Raw genomic sequence first — 20,629 nt, forward strand, 5'->3', positions numbered from 1 at the left:
GTTAAATTCCAGAATAAAATGGAGTAGACTTACAAAGGATTGGCTTGTAGCAAACTATCTAGTGATACACGTTGTGGTTTGATCAGTGCGCCATCTCTTAACCGGTTATGTCCGGCAAAAACTATCTGTTCACCTGCTTTTATCCCATTGCCCACCAGATAATAATTGCCACTCTGATCTGCAATCTGCACAGGTCGGCTAACTACCTTATTGCTATCTGTGACAGTAAATACCAGTACCTGATCCTGTAATTCAAAGGTAGCCTCCTGTGGAATTACCATAGCCGTATTGTAAAGATTAGGCATTCGGACTTTGCCTGTATTACCGGAACGTAACAAGCCGCCAGGATTTGAGAAAACGGCCCGAAAACTAATCGATCCCATCGTTTTGTTAAACTGTCCTTCCAGGGTTTCTATCTTTCCAGGTTGAGGAAACAAGCTATTATCAGAAAGCACTAACTGAACCGGAGGAAGATGTGTAATCTTTTCCTGTATCGTATTACCGGGAAACCGTTCTTTAAACTTCAGGAATTCGGATTCGCTCATGGAAAAATACGCATACATCTCATTTACATCCGATAAGACAGTAAGAGGTTGTGATTCACTGCGTCCTACCAGACTACCTGTTTTATAAGGAATCCTGCCAACATATCCGCTTACAGGAGCAGTAATATGAGTATAACTCAGATTGATCCGAGCACTGGATACCATAGCTTGTGCCTGTGCTTCATTGGCCTTTGCTGCCTCATAAGCAGCCTGTGCTGATTGAAGTTGTATTTCTGACACCACCTTATTTTGTACCAATGGCGACAAGCGATCTACTTCTAGCTTTGCTTTGGTTACACTGGCTTTGGCAGCCAGTAAACTTGCCTCTGCTGTATGTAGCTGTTCTTGATAAGGAGCATCGTTGATTTGAAACAATGGTTGTCCTTTTGTGACAAAGGCCCCCTCATCAATATAAATCTTTTCCAGGTAGCCATCTACCTGCGGTCGAAGTTCTACATTCACTTTTCCTTCCAGTGTAGCGGGTATATCCCGATAGGTACTTGCAGACATCGACTTCACTTCCAACACTGGAATTTCTGGTGTTTCCATCTGGTTTCCAACTTGTTCTGAATTGCCGCCACAGGCATAAAGAAGGCCTAGCAACAGACTATGAAGAAATACATTAGTAATTGCAGAAACGAGTTTTGAATGGTTTAACGGTTGCATAGATTATACGGTTAATAGTTAAAAAATATATCTGGCTCTTATCTTTCAGGACATAGCATTCCCATCAGACTTTCTCTCTGAAAGTTTTTCTTATTGGAAATTCTGTCTATTAAATCTACTGGCAACTTCTGTTGACAAACAGGTTATGGAGTCAAAGGCATGGGGATATCAAGGCATGCATTATTCATACCAGCACCAATCTTCAACAGAGATAGGATATACTTTCAGATCAGTGGTGGCAACAACAGACTAACTGCGGACCTGTGCAAGTAAAAATACCGGAAGCCATAGGAGAATAGGTGTGTGTCTATGTCCTGTAATAGTTAAGAATCAATAGGACAAAGGTAAAAGACTTCCGGTATAAAATGATTTACATAATTACGGAACCAACTGTACTTTTCGCGGATAGTTGAAATTCCAGTGGAGTTAACCCGGTATGTTTCTTAAAGAACCGATGAAAATAGGCATCATCTTCAAAGTTCAGTTTCCAGCTGATTTCCTTGACGGCACTATTACCCCAGAACAGTAACCGCTTGGCTTCCAGCACTCTTTTCTCATCGATAATCTGTTTGGCTGTTTTTCCAACCGCAGCCTTAATGGTATCATTGAGGTGACCTGGGGTCACATGCAGCAAATCTGCATATTGAGAAACCTGTACTTTTTGGGCAAAATGCTGATTCACCAGCAATCTGAACCGACTTACCAATTGTCCTTTTTCTATATTGGCCATGTATTGACTGACACAGGTTTTCTGCATTCGGGCACACGCAATCAGAAATGTATTCAACAGATTGCGAACAACAGAATCCTTGTAAGGTTGATTTGTTTCGGACTCACGGAGCAAGTACTCTGTCAAAGGCAGAATATCTCTTAACTGTTGCTGGTCCAGCTCTATCACATTTGAGCGAAGCATACATTCCAGGTAGCCCACCATATCTTCTGTTTCATTGGTCAGAAAATAACTCATAAAGGCAATTGTAATCAGTTCTGTACCTGGCTCAATACTTTTCTTGTGGATCTGCTCGGGGCCGATCAGTACCAATGCAGGAGCATGTACAGTAAATTCTTTAAAATCAATAGAGTAATTAGCACTGCCCGTCAGCAATAAATCTACCCCATATCCATCATTACGGTGAGGCTCATTTAGTAACGGACATTCATCATCTTCATAGGTCCACTTTTCCACTATAAAATAAGACCCATTGGAACATTCTTCCAGCCGGTATAAAGGGATATCAACCAAAGATCTTTCAAGCATAGGTTTGTAGAGGTTAAGTATAATAGGAGCTAGTTAAAAGTATTTATCAGGATGAGAAAGCCATTGGCATTTCGTTAGAAATGAAGTAAAGGGTGATAGCGCTTCCTGTTTATCTTTCAGTATTACAATGGTATACTGTATCTGAAAGTTCCCATTCAGGAGAAATTGCTTTTCTATGTGTTTTTTTATTACTTAGCAACTAGTACCCTTCTACGAGCCATACTTATGCATTCATACGTAGTATATAGTCTTTAATACCTATACGTATGTTGAGATTCCGCAAATACATCTTAGTTGTTTGTTTTCAGAATAATATTCATTCTGAAACTTAGTAGTAAACTATTCAATCAGCAGATACTCTTTATTTTCATAAATCCATCTAATAAGCAGTTTGGTATCCGCATATCCAGTATTCGTCTAAAATGTAATTACATAAGCTGCTGACAGATAATAAATACAATAGATAACCCCGAGACAAAAGATAATCCAATTAATTGTTTGTAGTAGATGAGTGGTATATCCTGGTATAAATTATTTTTTGTGATGTTTATTGGGTGGTTGGGTATAAGTCATCCTTTGAACGCTCAAAATACAATTGTAGATAGTCTGCAGACAAAACTTGCAGATTCAACTCTTACAGATTCTGTACGAATTGAATCCCTGAATTATTTATCCAGAGAATATGCCTACATATCTGCCAGTCAGGGGGCAGGGTTTGCACAAAGTGCATTAGAACTCAGTCTTCGAACAGGCAATAAGCAAGGTGAGGCATATGCATACCGAAATCTGGCTTCTATGTATGCGGCTCAGGAGTCATTTTACTTTACACTGGAATTTGTTCAGAAAGCCATACATCTGTTTGAACAAATACATGATACAGTAGGTTTGGGCAATTGTTATATGACGCTGGGTGTATTGTATAAAAATAATCAGTCATATGCTAAAGCTATAAATTATCATAATAAAGCGTTGGCTATTTTCCAACAAAAACAACTGGCAGAGAGAACCGCTATCTGTCTGTATAATCTGGGGGATGCAGAATTTTTCTCAGGAAAACTACAGGATGCATCTATACATGCAGAAGAGTGTATTCGCATTTATCAGTCTTTATATTTTCAGCGGGGTCTGATGCTGGGCTATCGGTTAAAAGGATCTATTCATTTTCGGGAAAATCAATTGGCAGATGCAGCCAGAAGTTTTCATCGGGTGTTGCAACTCTACAAAACGCTTGGCAAAAATGCGATCAAAGAATCAGCAGCTGATGCGATGATCCAGTTAAGTCGAATTGCTCATCAAAATGGACAGGCAGAACAGGAATGCAACTATCTCAAGGAGGCATTTTTATTGTCGAAAAATAACATTTACTCCCTTCATCTTCGGACTTCCTACCAATATCTGAGCAGTTATTATCTTCAGAAAAAAAATTTTCCGGCTGCTCAGCAACTGCTTGATGAGTATACCAAAGCCAATGATGATCTCATTGTATGGCAAAATCGTGATAAAGCAGCAATGGTAGGGTCTGTACTGGATGCACTCAAACTATCCAATGATAATCAACACCTCGTTCGGCAGCATGCGCTAAAACAGGAAGTAATTGAGGATCAAAAACAATTGCTGACGCTTACTATTGTTATATCTACATTACTGTGTCTGGTTTGTATTGTAGTATTATTTCTCTATCTGACCCGAAGAAAGCTGGTTACTGAATTGTTAAAACAGAAAGATATTATCCATGAGAAGTCGCAGAAGCTGGAAGAAAATAATGCAGCTAAGGATAAATTCTTTAAGATCATTGCCCATGACATGGTTTCTCCTCTCAATAGTATGAGTGGTTTGGTAAATCTCCTGGCCCAGGATATGGAGATGTTTTCACCCAAGGAACTTCAATCTATCATGGATGAGTTCAGCAAAAAACTGCATAATACACTTGGTCTAGCCAATAATTTGATTATTTGGGCACATTCTCAAATGCAGGCTAGCCCACCGGAATTTTCGGTTACTTCTGTTGCTGAACTTGTAGAGAAAATCAAAGATACCTATGGAGATATAGCCCAGCAAAAACAGATTGATCTCCATACAGATATTCCACCTAACCTTACTATATATGCTGATCCTAATCAGATCGAGTTTGTACTTAGAAATCTGGTCAATAATGCCATTAAATTTACCTCCCGTCAAGGATGCATTAGTATTTATGCCGAAGAAAACAATCTTACAGTGATTTTATCAGTAGAAGACAATGGCCAGGGTATGACCATCGAAAAAATAGAGGATCTGTTCAAACTGGACAACATACGTCAGTCACAAGGAACAGAAGGTGAAAAAGGCACTGGTATGGGGCTTGTGTTATGCCAGGAATTTATACGCAAGAACAATGGAAAGATAACTGTAAAAAGTCAGAAAGGTGCAGGAAGTACCTTCTCTATTCATCTACCACAAGCTCCTTGTACAGATGAAGTCCAGGATGCCTTTATGCCAGAGAGTGATATGAAGTCGAGAAACATCTAAAAAAACAGTTCATCAACTACTCTTTTTTGTATTTCAGCCAAGACATATCACTCATACACACTACCTACCTTAGCAGAAAGTATTATTGTAACACTTCAACAATAACAGGCTCTATTACAACAATATACAATCACTTTTGATTTTGTAAAGTGATTGTTTTTTTGCAAATCGCAAACAGTTTACAGATAAACTAATTAAAATACAGAAAATGTCAGAAAAAGACCCCCAGCTAAGCGGAGCCAAACTAATTAAAAAAGGACTTAACGGAACACTTGTAGTCAACACACAAAATATTCGTTTTTTAATCAAGCCTGATTGGATACACTGTGTCCATCTTAACCCCGATATGACAGCTAATTTTGCCAGTCTTGAACAGCTGTTTGCCCATGCAAACAAACTACAATGGGGCACAAAGCTTACTCATATCAATCAGATACAAATACAACATATATTCCGTGTGCCAGGCAGTGCACCCGATAATTGTTAACAACTATTATTTACAAAGGAAGATCTGGAGGATTAACGCGTTGAGCTATAGTTCCTAGTATTCGTAAAAAAGCTTCCAGATCCTGCCTTTCCTGAAGTGTCAGCTTTAATTTTCGTAAAATAGGCTAAGTAACCGGACGAAAGCTTTCGTCTACAGTAACAGTACGTCGAATAGGAAAACCAGATTATACTATTCAACTACATCCCACAAAGTAGGAATGTTGCCATGACGCTTCCTTCTCATTTATAATATTCCCATACAACTTTTGTTATATCTTTCATAAGTTGTATAGTAGCCTCATCACTTTCTTTGCTATCTGATACAAACAAAGCAATAGCAAAATGTTTTCCATTAGACAAGTTCACAATGCCAATGTCATTAAAAGCAGCCCGCACACCTTGTGCATTCCGGCCTGAAGTACCAGATTTATGCCCCACTACTGCATCCTTTGGTAAGGCGGTCTGCAGGCGTTCAGATCGTATCGAATGTACCAACAGTTCCCATAAAAAGTCATGCTGCGCTTTTTTGAGGAGATTGCCCTTATAAAATTTTTCAAGTAGTTGAACGGCAGCCGTGGGTGTAGACCAGTTGGTAAACTGAACAGACCATGCCTTTTTCATCTCACCTTCTGTAGCAGAGATCTTAATATCCTGTACCCCTGTGCTATGGATATAAGCATTGACTTTTGCAGGTCCACCCACTAGTTCAAATAAGATATCACAGGCATTGTTATCACTTTGTTCTACGGTGTATCTGAGTAGATCTTTTATCGAAACATGCAGATCCTGATTGGGATACTCTTTTATCATCGGACTCCAGGTATTTGTATCCAGCTTTTCTTTTTTCACATCCACTATCTGGTCCAATGACAAAACACCTTCGTCTATCTTTTTCAATACAGCTAATCCCAGGTGAAATTTAAAGACACTCTGCATAGGGTAATGTTTTTTATTATTGAATCCCATCTTTTCTCCGGAATCCAGATCCAGCACAGCAACCCCTACATCAGAGTGAGAAGAACGAATAAGGCTGGTAATTTTGCCCTCAACTTCTTTTCTGGTAATTGATTGACTAAACCCCACTGTTGAGCAAAGAAGAAAAATAACTACAAGACGAAATGTAATGGTTTGAAGGTAGTTCATATAGACAAAAAACATAAATATATCGGGTGTTTAAGATAAAGCAAATTGGAGAAACCATTAGCATACTCTATATGGTTTTCATTTAGTTGGATTCACTTACCATAAAAAATGCACTCTCCAACCAGATAGATTGAAGAGTGCAGGGTATTTACTCTACCAAAGCGGTTATTCTTCTACTCAGAACGTAAACTTTTAATCGGATTGGCCAAAGCTGCTTTAATACTCTGATATCCGATAGTAAGAGCAGCAATAAGAATAGTTAGGATCAGTGAAATCAGAAAAATGACCGGACCTAACTGAATATGATATGCAAACTCTTGTAGCCACTGATTCATAAAATACCAGACGAGTGGTCCGGCAATGACAAAGGCTATGAGTACAAGCCATATAAACTGACGTGAAAACAACAATACAATGCTACTAACTGACGCACCCAATACTTTTCGTATCCCTACTTCTTTTGTTTTCTGTACAGTCATAAGTGATACCAAACCATATAAGCCCAAGCATCCTATCAGAATAGCTATTGTAGCAAAAAGTCTGAAAGCATTGTACACATTTTGTTCCTGTGCATATTTTTTTGCAATGTGTTCATCCAGAAATTCATAAGTAAACAAAGACTCAGGGTTTAGTGCAGTCCAGTCCGCTTCAATAGATGCCAGCGTTTCATGCATTCGCTCCGGACGAAGCTTTACATTGGCCTGCCAGAAACTCTTGGGGTTATAGGACAATATACAGGGCCGGATTAATGCATGTTTGGATTCACTCTGAAAATCTTTAACTACACCTATAATTACACAAGGATCTCCTGCACCACGAATCTGTTTTCCAATAGCCTTCTGAGGATCGAAAATGCCCAGTTTGCGGATTAATGCCTGATTCACCACAATTCTCTTTATACTATCTTCTCCATTGATTTTTCGTATAGGTTCTCCTGCCAGAAGCTTTAGCTGAAACATATCCATATAATTTTCATCAATACGTTTTAACTCTGTCACCTGATTTTCTGTTACGCCAAACTCGGGGGCGATAAAAGGGGCAAAGCTTGAATTATACGCCGGACCAGCAGAAGCCAGACTTACTTGTTGTACACCAGGATTATTTGCCAGCTTTTGCAGCAAAACTTCTCTTTTCTGTCCAACTGGAAACGAAATAACAGCATCTTTCGTAAACCCTAAATCCTGGTTCAGGAAAAAATCCATTTGACTGGCAACAACCAATGTAGCAATAATAATGGCTTGAGTAATGACAAATTGCATAACCACTAATCCCTTACGTAGACCAACTCCACCCACAGACTGGTCTGTGATCTTAGACTTAAGAGCCTGAACAGGCTCAAAGCCAGATTGAATAAGTGCCGGATACAATCCTGCCAGCAAAATAGTAAGCAAAACGATTCCGGCAATAATGCCTAGTACATCAGGTTCCATAATCTGTGTACTGCTAAGCCTGATGTCCAGTAAGGATTCTGAGACCGGAATAAAAAAGGAAATTAATACCATAGCTACCATAACAGCTACAAAAACCAATGTAGAAGTCTCACCAAGCATCTGCCCTATCAGCTGTCGCCGGTAAGCGCCCATGGTTTTTCGCACACCTACTTCTTTAGCACGTCTGATAGCTTGTGCGGTTGCCAGATTCACAAAGTTGATACAGGCTGATAGTATGATAAATACAGCGACACCCAGTAGTCCATAAATACTTTCTTTGGTTCTGGTCTTAACAATATGTGTCATATAACGTTTATCATAATGGATTTCCTGTAAAGGTTGCAATAGTAATCTGGCCTCCTTTGCAATATCCTTTCCCCAGTTTTTATCTACAAAAGCAGGAAGTAGTGCTTCTACTTTTTGGGCAGCTATCTTCTCTGGAAGAGTAACATAGGTAAAACCTCCCTGTATATTCCAAAAGGGAGATTTCTCGGCATCTTTTTGGATGGTTGCCCAGGATATCAAAAATCGAAACGAAAAATGTGTATTGGAAGGGAGATCTTTCATCACACCTGTTACTCTTAAATCCCAGCGATTTTCTAGCTGAATAGTTTTACCGATAGGATCTTCCTTTCCAAAATACTTTTGTGCCGCAGATTCGGTAAGTACAATAGAATTGGGGGCCTGAAGAGCCGTTTTCGGATTTCCCTCTACCCAGTCAAAATTAAATACCTGAACAAACTGATCATCTGCAAATGCAAGTGCTTTTTCACTATACCGTTCAGACCCTATTTTTATCATTCCCTCCTGCCAGTGCCAAAACTGAGAAATATTTTCAGCTTCCGGAAAATCATTTCTCAAGGCAGGTGCAATAGCAAAAGACACACTTGGATTATAATCCAGGGCACGTACAGTCACTCTATACGTTCGGTCTGCCTTGGCATGAAAACTATCATAGGTCAATTCATTGCGAACAATCAGAAGAATAACAATCGTAGCTGCAAGCCCTAATGCCAACCCTGCAATATTGATAAAAGCATAGCTTTTGTGACGGAGCAGTCCCCGAACAGCTATTTTTACATAATTTCGGATCATGGTAGCAGAAAATAAAGGTTGAGTGTAGTGACCAGACTTTTGTTTTCGAAAGAACGGATTGACGTACCGCACAGCATTCCATCCATATTCCCTACGGGCTTTGGCTATACCTACCATCTTAGCTCTTCGCTGATAGATCTCATATAGGTCACCCTGCACATCTTCCAGCAGGTGGTTTGACACGAAATACTCCAGCAAACGATCTGCCCAGCGGGGGGGATTGGGAATGGGTTCCATATGATTTATTTAGTGTGCTTATTCAGTTCGTAAACTCTTAACAGGGTTCTGTAAAGCAGCTTTGATTGTCTGAAAACTTATCGTCAGAAAGGCTATACCTAAGGCCAGAATTAAAGTCCACATAAATACTTGCCAGGAAACATCTGCTCTATAGGCAAAATTATGTAGCCATTGGTTCATAGCATACCATCCAACAGGTAGTGCAATACCATTAGCTAGTAAAACCAGCTTTAGAAAATCACTGGATAACAATAGTGTAATCTGGCTTACCGAAGCGCCCAACACTTTGCGAATGCCAACTTCTTTGGTGCGTTGAGTTGTAGTGAGAATGGTTAGCCCTAATAAACCTATGGATGAAATAAAAATGGCAAAGAAGGAAAAGTACAGACTTAATACACTAATCACCTCTTCACTTTTATATAACCTGGTATAGGCAGTATTGACAAAATCATAGTCAAAAGGAAAATCAGGATTGTATTTTTTATGAACCTTTTCCATGTCTGCGATTGCCTGGCGGGTCTTTCCGGGCAGAGTTTTCACTAACATGTATCCTTCAGGCATAGGATCCAGATACATAATCAGCGGATCAATGGCTGTATGAAGTGATGTAAGATGAAAATCTTTCACTATACCAATAATTCTGCCTTTGGCAACAAAGGACCTGTGTAATGTAATAGGCTGTCCTACTGGATTTTGCAAACCCATACGTTTTACAGCTTCTTCATTAAGCAGGACATTCACAGAGTCAGTTGTCAGCTGTTCTGAAAAATCTCTTCCATCTTTTAGTTGAAGATTCATGGTTTTTACAAAACCATATCCTACTCCCCAGTACGAAAAAGCTATTTTCTCATCTGGTTTCTTTCCCGGCCATTCAACAGACGTAATTGTACCTCCTACCTGCATAGGAGGTTGATTACAAACCGTAATTGACTGAATGGAAGATCTTTGGTTCAACTCATTTTTAAAAGCGTTATAGTTTTGTACTAAACGGCCATCCAACTCCTTATAGATCAGATTCTCCTTATCAAACCCCAGATTTCTGTCCTGAATATATTCCATCTGTTGGTGAATGATCAGAGTCCCCAAGATCAATAACCCTGACAAACTAAACTGAAAGACAACCAACCCTTTACCAAACCACAAACTTCCTGGTCGAAATATAAAGGTTCTTTTAAAAACCGATACAGGCTTAACAGACGATAGAAACAAGGATGGATAGAGTCCTGATATCCCTATCAGTAAGACAAATAAAAAAAACACTACACCAACAAACTGAAAGTTATGCGCAGTGACCTGAATATGCTTTCCACTTATATCATTAAAAGCAGGCAATATCATAGCAATGAGCAATACCGCAAACAAGCAGGCAAATACAGTAATCAACAATGTCTCTACTAAGAATTGACCCGCAATCATTCCTTGTGAAGCACCATTGATCTTACGTATGCCCACCTCCTTGAATCGTGTTACAGCTCCGGCTACAGTCAGATTCATAAAATTGATAGCAGCAATCACGAGAACAAAAATGGCAACTATGCTAAAGAGCCAGACATATTCGATTCGTCCTCCAGCCTGTTTACCATTTGCAAACCGGCTATGAAGATACATATCTTCATATGCCTGTAATGACAATGTGGATTGATACTCTGTTTGCCGATCTTTCAGATAGCTTTCAATCTTTGAATTCAGCTTTTGTACATCTGCCGTTTTATGTAATTTTAAAAATGTACGTGGCCCGATTGCGTTCCAGTCGTGCACCCATTTATATTGGATTGCCAATGCTTTAAAAGGAAGCAAAAAATCAAATTTCAGAGAGGAATTATCAGGAATATCCCTGAATACGCCACTTACTTTACATAGTGTATTTTTATCAATCCGGATAATCTGACCTATCGGATTCTGATCCCTAAAATATTTGTGGGCTAGTCTTTGCGAAATAACTACCTGATCGGGAAAAGACAATACAGTTCTTTTATTGCCTTGCATAAGAGGAAAGTCAAACATTGCAAAGAACGCTTCATCAGCATACTCTCCTAGCTCTTTATCTGTTATTTTTCCAACTTGAAACAAGAGCTTTTCTTCTGTTGTAACGGTTACCGCATATTGAATCTCCGGAAACTCTTTCTTCAATGCCTGTGCCAGAAGACTAGGAGTCTGATCATCTGTAGAGACCTGTCCATCATCATATCGCTGAGTTAGCAAAACTCTGTAAAGTAAATCTCCTTCGGTATGAAAGGCATCATACTGCCACTCATCTGCTACCCATAAAAATATCAGTAATGATAAAGCTATTCCTATCCCCAGTCCAACGATCTTAATAGCAGAGAGTACTTTGTTACGAATCAGGTTTCGCCAGGTGACCAGAAGATAACTGCTTACCATAGTATTTATATCAGAGAGTTAAAGCTATATAATCCTTATTCAGAACGTAATGACTTGACAGGATTCATTAAGGCAGCTTTGATTGCCTGAAAACTGACTGTCAGTAAAGTAATTGAGACTGCTGCCACCCCTACTCCTACAAATACCCATGCATTGATCTGAATCTTGTATGGATAGCTATTGAGCCACTGTTGCATACCAAACCAAGCCAGTGGAGTAGCTATTGCCAGTGCGATCACGATCAGCTTGAGAAAATCTTTGGAAAGAATAAGGATCAGGTTAGCAATGCTGGCACCCAGCACTTTACGGATACCGATTTCTTTGGTACGTTGTTCTACTACCAATAGAGCTACCGCAAACAATCCCAGACAGGACAATAGAATAGCAACCAGAGAAGCAATTGAAAATAGCTGTGACATTTTCTCTTCGCTTTTATACCAGCTGTCGACATTCTCATCTACAAACGAGCCAATAAATTCAGCACCCGGAGCCACCTCTTTCCAGGTATCTCTCATCTTGTTCATAGCTGTTTTTACACTCTGCGGAGCTACCCGGACAAAAATGTAGCTGATTCCTTCGGTACTGGAAATATGCATAGTAATTGGCGATTTTTTCTGGGCAAGGGAATACAAATGATAATCAGCAATCAGTCCGATTACCTGGTACTTGGTTCCCCCACTATCTACCTGAAAATAGGAGTTGACGGCTTGTTTTTCGCCAAGTGCCTGAGCCATACTTTCTGTAATCACTACTTTATCAACTGAATCCGCTGCATAGCCACGTTCAAACTCTCTACCGTTCAATAATTTGATGTTGAGAGTTTTCAGATAATCGTAATCTACCAGCAACCAATCTGTAGTTATATTCTTCCCTTTGTAATCAAACCCCAGCATGGCACGACTTGTAGAATTGTCTTTGCCACGTCCCAGATTCACATTGGAACCACTGATAGCGATTACTGATGGATCGTTGGCAAATCTATTTCGCATGCGTTGCAGTACTTGTCTACCCTCATACTTGTTGCCAACCGGAATACTGATAATCTGTTCTTTTTCAAAGCCCAGTGGCACAGAACGCAGATAATCTGTTTGCTGAACAGCCAGTATGGTGCAACAGGTAAGCAGACACGACATGGCAAATTGTGTTACTATCAGCGAATTACGCAGAAAGCCAGGACGCTTTAATGTAATTTTTCCCTTGAGTACTTCAATAGCATTGAACAGTGACATCTGCCAGGCTGGATATCCTCCTGCCAGCAAGGTTACAAACAGAAACATAACCAGTATCCCTACAATAACCCCTGGCTGGAGTACATATTTCAGGCTAATCTTCCCATCAAATGCAGCATTGAACTCTGGCACCAGCAGAACTACCAGCATTACTCCCACCATCAGTCCGAGAAAACACACTACCGTTGTTTCACCCCATATCTGCATAAAGAGCTGGCTCTTCAAAGCCCCCAGGTATTTACGCACACCCACCTCACGGGCACGGGTAAAGGAGCGGGCTATACTCAGATTAATAAAGTTAAAACAGGCAATCAGCAGAATAAAGAGAGCTATCCCCAGCAATACATAGACAACCGTCACAGGAGGTCCACCAGAGAGCTCACTATCAAAGTGAAGCTTAGATAGATTCTGAAACCGTACCGCAAACAGATCTCCATACTGGTCTGGATGGGCGCCCTTCTTCTTCATGGTTTCAATGGTAGAAACAAAATACTTTTGCGAGAATGGCTTTAGCTTTTTCTGAAGGGCTTCAGGATCGGTGTTTTCAGCAAGCTTTACATATACTGTATGTGAGAAATCATCCCACTGATTCTGTCGGCTGTGATATCCGGGTATATTCTCAATCCGGACTAGCACATCATATCGCACTGTCGAGTTGGTGGGGGCATCTGCCAGCACTCCAGTTACGATGTAGCTCTTTGTTTCTCCATTGTCTTTGAGTTGAATCTGCTTTCCTATCGGATCTTCTGTGCCAAATAAGGCATTGGCAGTTGTCTCATTTAATACAATATTTCCTAGCTCCTGAAAAGCCGTTTGCCGGTTTCCTTTGATCAGAGGAAACGAAAATATCTTCAGAAAATCAGCATCTACCAAACGTATTACTTTATCCAGCGATTTGTCTTTGTATTCGATAAGGCTTCTCTCGTTCACAAAACGTGTAGCAGCCTCTACCTCCGGATATTCAGCTTTGATAGCAGGAACAAACGGAAGTGGTAACTGTCCTCTTCGCTCTGGCTTATCAGGATTGTTAAAGAATAAATAAGCCTGGTAAATTCGGTCTTTATCTGCATGAAAGGAGTCAAAAGTAAGCTGATTATAGGCAGTTAAGAATAAAAATGTGCAGATACAGAAGGCCACTGAAAGCCCCAGTATATTGATAGTGGCATAGCCTTTACTTTTCCAGAGAGAACGTAGGGCTATTTTTATATAGTTTTGAATCATAGAAGTAGAGAATAGAGGTTGAGTGTCATGATTGGATTTATAACTTCTGAAAAAGGGATTGACGTACCGCACAGCATTCCATCCATATTCCCTACGGGCTTTGGCTATACCTACCATCTTAGCTCTTCGCTGATAGATTTCATACAAATCGCCCTGCACGTCTTCCAGCAGATGATCTGATACGAAATATTCCAACAGGCGATCTGCCCAGCGGGGCGGATTTGGAATGGGTTCCATAGATTTTTTCAGTGTGCTTATTCAGAACGTAATGACTTGACAGGATTCATTAAGGCAGCCTTGATTGCCTGAAAACTTACAGTAACCAGCGCAATGCCTAAGGCACCCAAGCCTGTCAGCACAAACACCCACCAGGAAATTTGTGTATGATAAGCATATTGGGAGAGCCATCCATTGAGCAGGTACCAGGATATAGGTGTTGCTATCACAAAGGCAATCAGTACAAGTGCCAGAAAATCTTTGGAGAGTAGTTCCCACAGACTAAATACCGAAGCACCCAATACTTTACGAATACCCACCTCTTTGGTGCGTTGTTCGGCCATATAAGCAGCCAGGCCAAACAATCCCAGACAGGAAATAAAGATGGCTAAGCCTGCAAAGATCCCTGCCAGCTTTCCGATTAGTACTTCCAGATTGAACTTTTTGGCATATGTTACATCGGTAAACTCATAGGTGTAGGGATACGAAGGATTATACTTTGTGAATAATGCTGTAAGCTGCTGGAGAGCGTCCTGTGTTTTGATCTGTGGTGACAACCGATACATCATCTCATCCTGTACATCAGGTGTACATAAAAACATAGTGGGATCAGCTGCTGTGAAAGGAGACATCATAAGAGCATCCTTTACGACTCCTGCAATCTGGTATTGCTTTTCGTTAAAAGTAATTAGCTGACCTATCGGATTTTCTAAGCGTAAACGCTTAATCGCTGTTTCATTAAAAATAACACTGTTGGTATCTGTTGCACTAAAGAAATTTCGCCCATCTTTTATTGCCATTCCCATTGTTTTAAAATACTCGTTGTCTGTGATAATCACCCCTAACTCTACTGTTTCACCTGCACGTTTTCCAGGCCATTGTTCAGGAGTAGAATGCCAGGAAATATCTGTTGCCGGACTGGAAGAAGTAGTAACGGATTCGATGATACCCTTCTGAAGCAATTCATTTTTCAGTGCAGTATGATTCTTTCTCAGATCTCCGTTTACACTCGTTGACAAGAGTCGGTTTACATCATATCCTGTAGGCCGGTCTTTGGCATACTGAACTTGCTGGTAGATGACAATAGCCCCTGTAATCAACGCAATGGAGCAGCAAAACTGCGCAACTACTAATACTTTGCGGGGCAAGGAAGCTGTTTTTCCCATTCGCATAGCCCCCTTCAGGACTTTGACAGGCTGAAAGGAAGACAGATAAAAGGCGGGTCTGCTACCTGCCAGCAAAGCGGTAATACACACAAACCCTATGGTAATGAGCCAGAAATAGACATTGGCAAAAGGAATATGTATGTGTGCGGCTGTTAGAGCGTTAAATGCAGGTAGAATAGCCCAGGATAGGAAGAACGCCAGTACAAAGGCAATTCCTGTCAATACTACAGCTTCTACCAGAAACTGTGCGATAAGCTGTTTGCGTTCGGAACCGATGGACTTACGAATACCTACTTCTTTCGCCCGTTTTTCGCTGCGGGCAGTAGTCAGATTGATAAAGTTGATACAGGCAATTAGCAATACCAACACTCCGATTACACTAAAAATACGCACATATTCAATAAACCCACCACTATCCTTGCCATTGATGTATTCGGAGTATAAATGCCATCGTTGTAATGGCTGCATAATCACTGTAGATCGCATCGCATTGACGTTATCTTTTTCTGTATGTTCGATGGGTCCTATTTTTGCGAGAACCTGATCGTAATCAGCACCTTTTTTCAACTTGACAAAAATCTGGAAAGAATTATTTCCAAAGCTGCCTGTACGGGCCTCTTTTATCCAGGATTTGGTTTGCTCATAGTAGTCAAACGGAACCAGGAAATTAAACTGAAAGGAAGAGTTGGAAGGAATATCTTTTAAAATGCCTGTCACCTTCAGATCGTTGTCATTATCAAAGCGCACGATCTTTCCCATGGCGTTTTCATCGCCAAACAAAGCTTTGGCTGTTGATTCTGTAAGTACAATGGAATAGGCCGAATGTAATGCAGTTTTGGGATCTCCTTCCAGTAGTGGATACTGAAACATTTGCAAAAAATCACGTCCTATCACTGCTCCATTCTTAAATAACTTTGTCTCCCCTACTTTTAATCCATGTGACCCCATCCAGTCACTTTCTGCTACATACTCTATTTCGGGAACTTCACTACGGAGTACATTTGTCAGTTTTAGTGAGGTAGTATTAAAAGTAAGTGTATTATCTCCATTTTCATCAAAGTTACGTTTCACCTGATACAGTTGCTCTGACTCTGGCAGAAAACGGTCATAGGAGTACTGATGATACACCCATAGTCCGATCAGTAAGGCTACACTCATGCCTGTAGCCAGTCCGGCTATATTCAGGAAACTATAGGCTTTGTTAGTCAGTAGCTGCCGCCAGGTGATAATAAAATAGTTTCGTAACATAGTTGTTGATATCAAAGGTTGAGTATAGTGAGTAGTTTTTTGTTTTCTGAAAAACGGATTGATATACCGGATCACATTCCATCCGTATTCTCTTTGGGCTTTGGCTATACCTACTAGTTTGACTCTTCGCTGATAGATCTCATACAAATCGCCCTGCACGTCTTCCAGCAGATGATCTGATACAAACCATTCCAGCAGGCGGTCTGCCCAGCGAGGGGGTTGTGTAGGATGATTTTTGGTATTCATAATCAACAGAATCAAACAGTCAGTAAAATCGTATCAATAGAGTGTGCAGTATTATTACATTCCAAAAACAAGCAGAGCTGCTGTACAGGCATACGCACTACATGTTAGCAGCACAATTAATACAGTGTAAAAAGAGAGATAGCCGACTACCCGAAAATCTTTTGTAAAGAAAAAATAAACCATACAGCATATCAGATAAGTACTATGAGCCAGATAACCCAAAAACACTCCTGTTAGAATCTGAAGATTCAACAAGGCATGCTCATCTCTAAGCGATAGACCATAATAAAAGCGGTATAAGGCATCACTGCCTGCCCAGACATACGGAACAAGCAAAAGCAAATCGATTCCTATATGCCACCGCCAGAATGTTCTGTAAGACCTTTTATGTTCATTTGTATATAGTAATTCTTTATTCATCACACAGACGTTTTAGTAGTTACTGACCGAGTATCTGAAGTTTACCTTCCGGAATAGCTTTCCATAATTTCTGGCGCATCTGTTCCAGTTCTATCAGTGCCCTGCTACCTGCTACTGTCAGTGAAAAAAATCGTTTTCTGCGCCCTCCCCGCTCGGCAGTGGCCCCACCCATCTGTGAAGACAGAAATCCTTTCTCCTCCAGACGATATAAAGTAGCATGTACAGCACTGATGGTAATACTCCGGCCTGTCTGCTCCTGTACCTGCTCCCAGATGGTTACACCATAGGCATCTTCGGTACAGGCAGCTACAATCAGTAAAATGAGTTCTTCAAACTCTCCCAGAAAAGCTCTCCGCATAGGATGGTATTGATTAGTTATCATTTTGCAAACCAAATCATATGCCATAATGTAGACAGGCTCTAAACGCCTTAAAATGGGCTTTTAGCAGGTATAGTGGATATGTTGGTTGTTCACTACCGGACACTCATTGTCCGGTAGTGAACAACTTTGTCTGTTAAGAGAAAGCATTTTGATAGCTTGAAACTATATCAAGGGGTAAGAAGGGTCGGATGCGGGTCAGTTGCGGGCAAGATCTAAGTAGTTGATAATCAATGCGGGTAAGAAGGGTAAGATGTTTAGGGCTAAACGGTAGCAGAAAAATAGGAGCAGAAAGGGTTAGTATATGCTATATTTATTATTTTCTTTTTATATAATATATATAACACACGTAGTATAGAAAATATTCTTACCCCTTCTTACCCTAACTGATTATCAACTACTTACATCTGACCCGCAACTTACCCGCATCTGGCCCTTCTTACCCCTATTGATTATCAGACATTTACTCAAAAATCTAGACAAAAACAGACTATAATCTTAGTGCTTTTTCTATTTTGAACTAAACTCCGGTCATTTATGACAGTGAACTAAATTCCGGTCAAACAAGAAAGTGACCATTATTCGAATATTTCTTGAAAGTGATCAGTATTCTGGTCAAACGTAAAAATGATTCGAATAATGGTCAAAAACGATTTCAACTGGAAGTCTTAAAATATTTTTTTCATTTCATTCATGACCAGAACTCCGGTTATGAATAGATATGTATCAAATTCAGCCTATTTACAGAATCGCCAATCAATAACGACAAATTTTGTTTTTCCGGTTATCTGTTTTACCTTTGTAGCATTACAAACATAATTCATTACTCCAATGAGAATATCTAAGTAAATGATGGTCATATACCATCATGCGGTTTCAGCCCCTTCTGGAGCATTTTGGTAATATATATTCATTTGTCAACTACAGATCTCCTACCTGTATTGGCTAAACTTAGATACGATGTAATAGATACCTTAGCAAAAAGCCCTGCTTTTTCTCTCTTATCGATGCTTTGCAAATCCGTTCGGTTTGTGTAGCCTCTCTATACTCTATTCTCTCCATTTATTTATCCTCTTTATTGCTATGAGTATCATCCTCAGATCCATTTCCTATATCCATCCCGATCGGGAAGTCTTATTTCGTAATCTCACGCTGTCTCTTGCTACAGGAGAGAAAGCGGCTCTCATTGGTCCAAATGGCACTGGCAAGTCTACCCTTTTACAAATAATGGCAGGCCGCCTGCAGGCATCTGAGGGAGACATAACTCTCTCAGAAAAACCCTATTATGTTCCTCAGCATATGGGGCAGTACGATGCCTTTAGCCTAGCAGAAATGCTGGGTGTAGATCAGAAAATAAAGGCACTACAGGCTATCCTGCAAGGAGATGCCTCTCCTGAACATTTTACAGCACTGGATGATGACTGGGAGATTGAAGAACGGGTAAAAGCAGCTCTGGAATTCTGGCAGCTCCAGCATCTGGATCTAGACCAAACTCTTCAATCGCTGAGTGGAGGAGAAAAAACCAAAGTTTTTCTGGCAGGCATATCCATCCATTCTCCCAAAATTATTCTGATGGATGAACCTTCCAATCACCTGGATACGCACAGTCGTGATCTTCTTTATGCATTTCTCAGTGGCAGCAAAGCCACCATTGTAGTAGTTAGTCACGACAGAACATTGTTAAATCTACTCCCTGTTACACTGGAACTCAGCCACAATGGCATTGAGGTGTATGGAGGCAATTATGATTTTTATAAAGAACAGAAAGAAACCAAACTACAGGCTTTGCAGGAACAGGTAGATGACAAAGAAAAGACATTAAAACAGGCACAACAAAAGGCCAGGGAAGTAGCAGAACAACGCCACAAGAAAGAGGCTCGGGGAAAAGCTCACGGACAAAAGCTTGCTTTACCCCGTATCATTGCCAATAGCCGCAAAGGACAGGCTGAGCAAAGTACAGCCAAGCTCAAAGAAGCACACAATGAGAAAATCAGTGGTATTTCAGAAGACCTCAAAGAACTCAAAACACAGATACAAGCTTCTAAAGTATTACAGGTTGATCTGCGAAAATCCGATCTCCATCAGGGAAAAATTCTGATAGCGGCTAAAGCCATCAACTTTGCGTATACACAGCAAAAGCTGTGGTCTTCTCCCCTGTCCTTCCAGATTCGTTCAGGTGATAGAATACGCATATCAGGAAACAACGGAGCAGGCAAAACTACTCTTTTGCATCTCATAACCGGCAAGTTATCACCTTCCGAAGGAGAAGTGTACAGAGCGGACTTTCACTATATTTATATGGATCAGGAGTATTCAGCTATAGAACCTCAGTATTCCATAGTGGAACAAATAGAGAAATTCAATACCCGGCACTTACAGGAACATGAACTCAAAATGCTTCTCTATCAACACCAGTTTGGCCGTGACATGTGGGACAGAAAATGTGCAGACCTCAGTGGTGGTGAAAAGATGAAACTACTTCTCTGCTGTCTGGCAGCCAGCGATAATACTCCGGATATGGTAATACTCGATGAACCTACCAACAATCTGGATATACATAGCCAGGAAGTGTTGACACATGCGATACAAGCCTTTACAGGTACTGTACTGGTTATTTCTCACGATCAGTATTTCATACAACAGATTCAGGTAGAAACAACACTGGAGCTTGGATGATGTTGCATGTGGTATTCTATCACTATCGCATCTATTTAGATAGTGATAGAATAACTTCAGGGTTACTTTACAAAGGAT

Annotated in this window: 12 protein-coding genes; 3 read left to right on the forward strand and 9 right to left on the reverse strand. The window is 40.4% G+C overall.

What is annotated here, in order from left to right:
- Nucleotides 1-29 precede the first annotated feature (29 nt).
- The gene (locus QNI15_RS28330; protein ID WP_314035022.1) at nt 30-1,211 is read right to left on the reverse strand and encodes an efflux RND transporter periplasmic adaptor subunit; all 1,182 of its coding nucleotides are present in this window, start codon (nt 1,209-1,211) and stop codon (nt 30-32) included.
- A 370-nt stretch (nt 1,212-1,581) separates the two neighbouring features.
- A complete protein-coding gene (locus QNI15_RS28335) occupies nt 1,582-2,469 on the reverse strand; it encodes a helix-turn-helix domain-containing protein (RefSeq protein WP_314035024.1) in 888 nt (295 codons plus the stop codon).
- A gap of 576 nt (nt 2,470-3,045) precedes the next feature.
- Here QNI15_RS28335 and QNI15_RS28340 point away from each other — a divergent pair.
- Together QNI15_RS28340 and QNI15_RS28345 are read left to right on the forward strand one after the other, a co-directional pair.
- A complete protein-coding gene (locus QNI15_RS28340; protein ID WP_314002564.1) occupies nt 3,046-4,977 on the forward strand; it encodes a tetratricopeptide repeat-containing sensor histidine kinase in 1,932 nt (643 codons plus the stop codon).
- 208 nt (nt 4,978-5,185) lie between these two features.
- Complete coding sequence (locus tag QNI15_RS28345; RefSeq protein ID WP_314002562.1) at nt 5,186-5,464, forward strand: hypothetical protein; 279 nt, start codon at nt 5,186-5,188, stop codon at nt 5,462-5,464.
- 239 nt (nt 5,465-5,703) lie between these two features.
- On the opposite strand, the gene bla is transcribed toward QNI15_RS28345, so the two are convergent.
- The 7 genes from bla to QNI15_RS28380 form a co-directional block, all read right to left on the reverse strand.
- Complete coding sequence (gene bla, locus QNI15_RS28350) at nt 5,704-6,621, reverse strand: class A beta-lactamase, subclass A2 (protein ID WP_314035026.1); 918 nt, start codon at nt 6,619-6,621, stop codon at nt 5,704-5,706.
- A gap of 158 nt (nt 6,622-6,779) precedes the next feature.
- Entirely contained in the window at nt 6,780-9,368 is a 2,589-nt protein-coding gene (locus QNI15_RS28355; RefSeq protein WP_314035028.1) for an ABC transporter permease, read from the reverse strand.
- An 18-nt stretch (nt 9,369-9,386) separates the two neighbouring features.
- Nucleotides 9,387-11,750: an ABC transporter permease gene (locus QNI15_RS28360; protein WP_314035030.1), complete on the reverse strand. Its 2,364-nt coding sequence runs from the start codon at nt 11,748-11,750 to the stop codon at nt 9,387-9,389.
- A gap of 35 nt (nt 11,751-11,785) precedes the next feature.
- Nucleotides 11,786-14,437 carry an ABC transporter permease gene (locus QNI15_RS28365; RefSeq protein ID WP_314035032.1) on the reverse strand — a complete coding sequence of 884 codons (2,652 nt, stop codon included), beginning with the start codon at nt 14,435-14,437 and terminating at the stop codon, nt 11,786-11,788.
- 17 nt (nt 14,438-14,454) lie between these two features.
- The gene (locus QNI15_RS28370) at nt 14,455-17,076 is read right to left on the reverse strand and encodes an ABC transporter permease (protein WP_314002554.1); all 2,622 of its coding nucleotides are present in this window, start codon (nt 17,074-17,076) and stop codon (nt 14,455-14,457) included.
- A 54-nt stretch (nt 17,077-17,130) separates the two neighbouring features.
- Nucleotides 17,131-17,496, reverse strand: a complete 366-nt coding sequence (locus tag QNI15_RS28375) for a hypothetical protein (RefSeq protein ID WP_313988967.1) — start codon at nt 17,494-17,496, stop codon at nt 17,131-17,133.
- 19 nt (nt 17,497-17,515) lie between these two features.
- On the reverse strand, nt 17,516-17,854 hold the full coding sequence (locus tag QNI15_RS28380; protein WP_313988964.1) for a PadR family transcriptional regulator: 339 nt from the start codon (nt 17,852-17,854) through the stop codon (nt 17,516-17,518).
- Between the two features lie 1,104 nt (nt 17,855-18,958).
- Between QNI15_RS28380 and QNI15_RS28385 the strand changes: the two genes are divergently transcribed.
- On the forward strand, nt 18,959-20,551 hold the full coding sequence (locus QNI15_RS28385) for an ABC-F family ATP-binding cassette domain-containing protein (protein ID WP_314035034.1): 1,593 nt from the start codon (nt 18,959-18,961) through the stop codon (nt 20,549-20,551).
- Nucleotides 20,552-20,629: the final 78 nt, after the last annotated feature.

The sequence above is a fragment of the Xanthocytophaga flava genome, assembly GCF_030068545.1.
In the GTDB taxonomy this organism is placed as follows: domain Bacteria; phylum Bacteroidota; class Bacteroidia; order Cytophagales; family 172606-1; genus Xanthocytophaga; species Xanthocytophaga flava.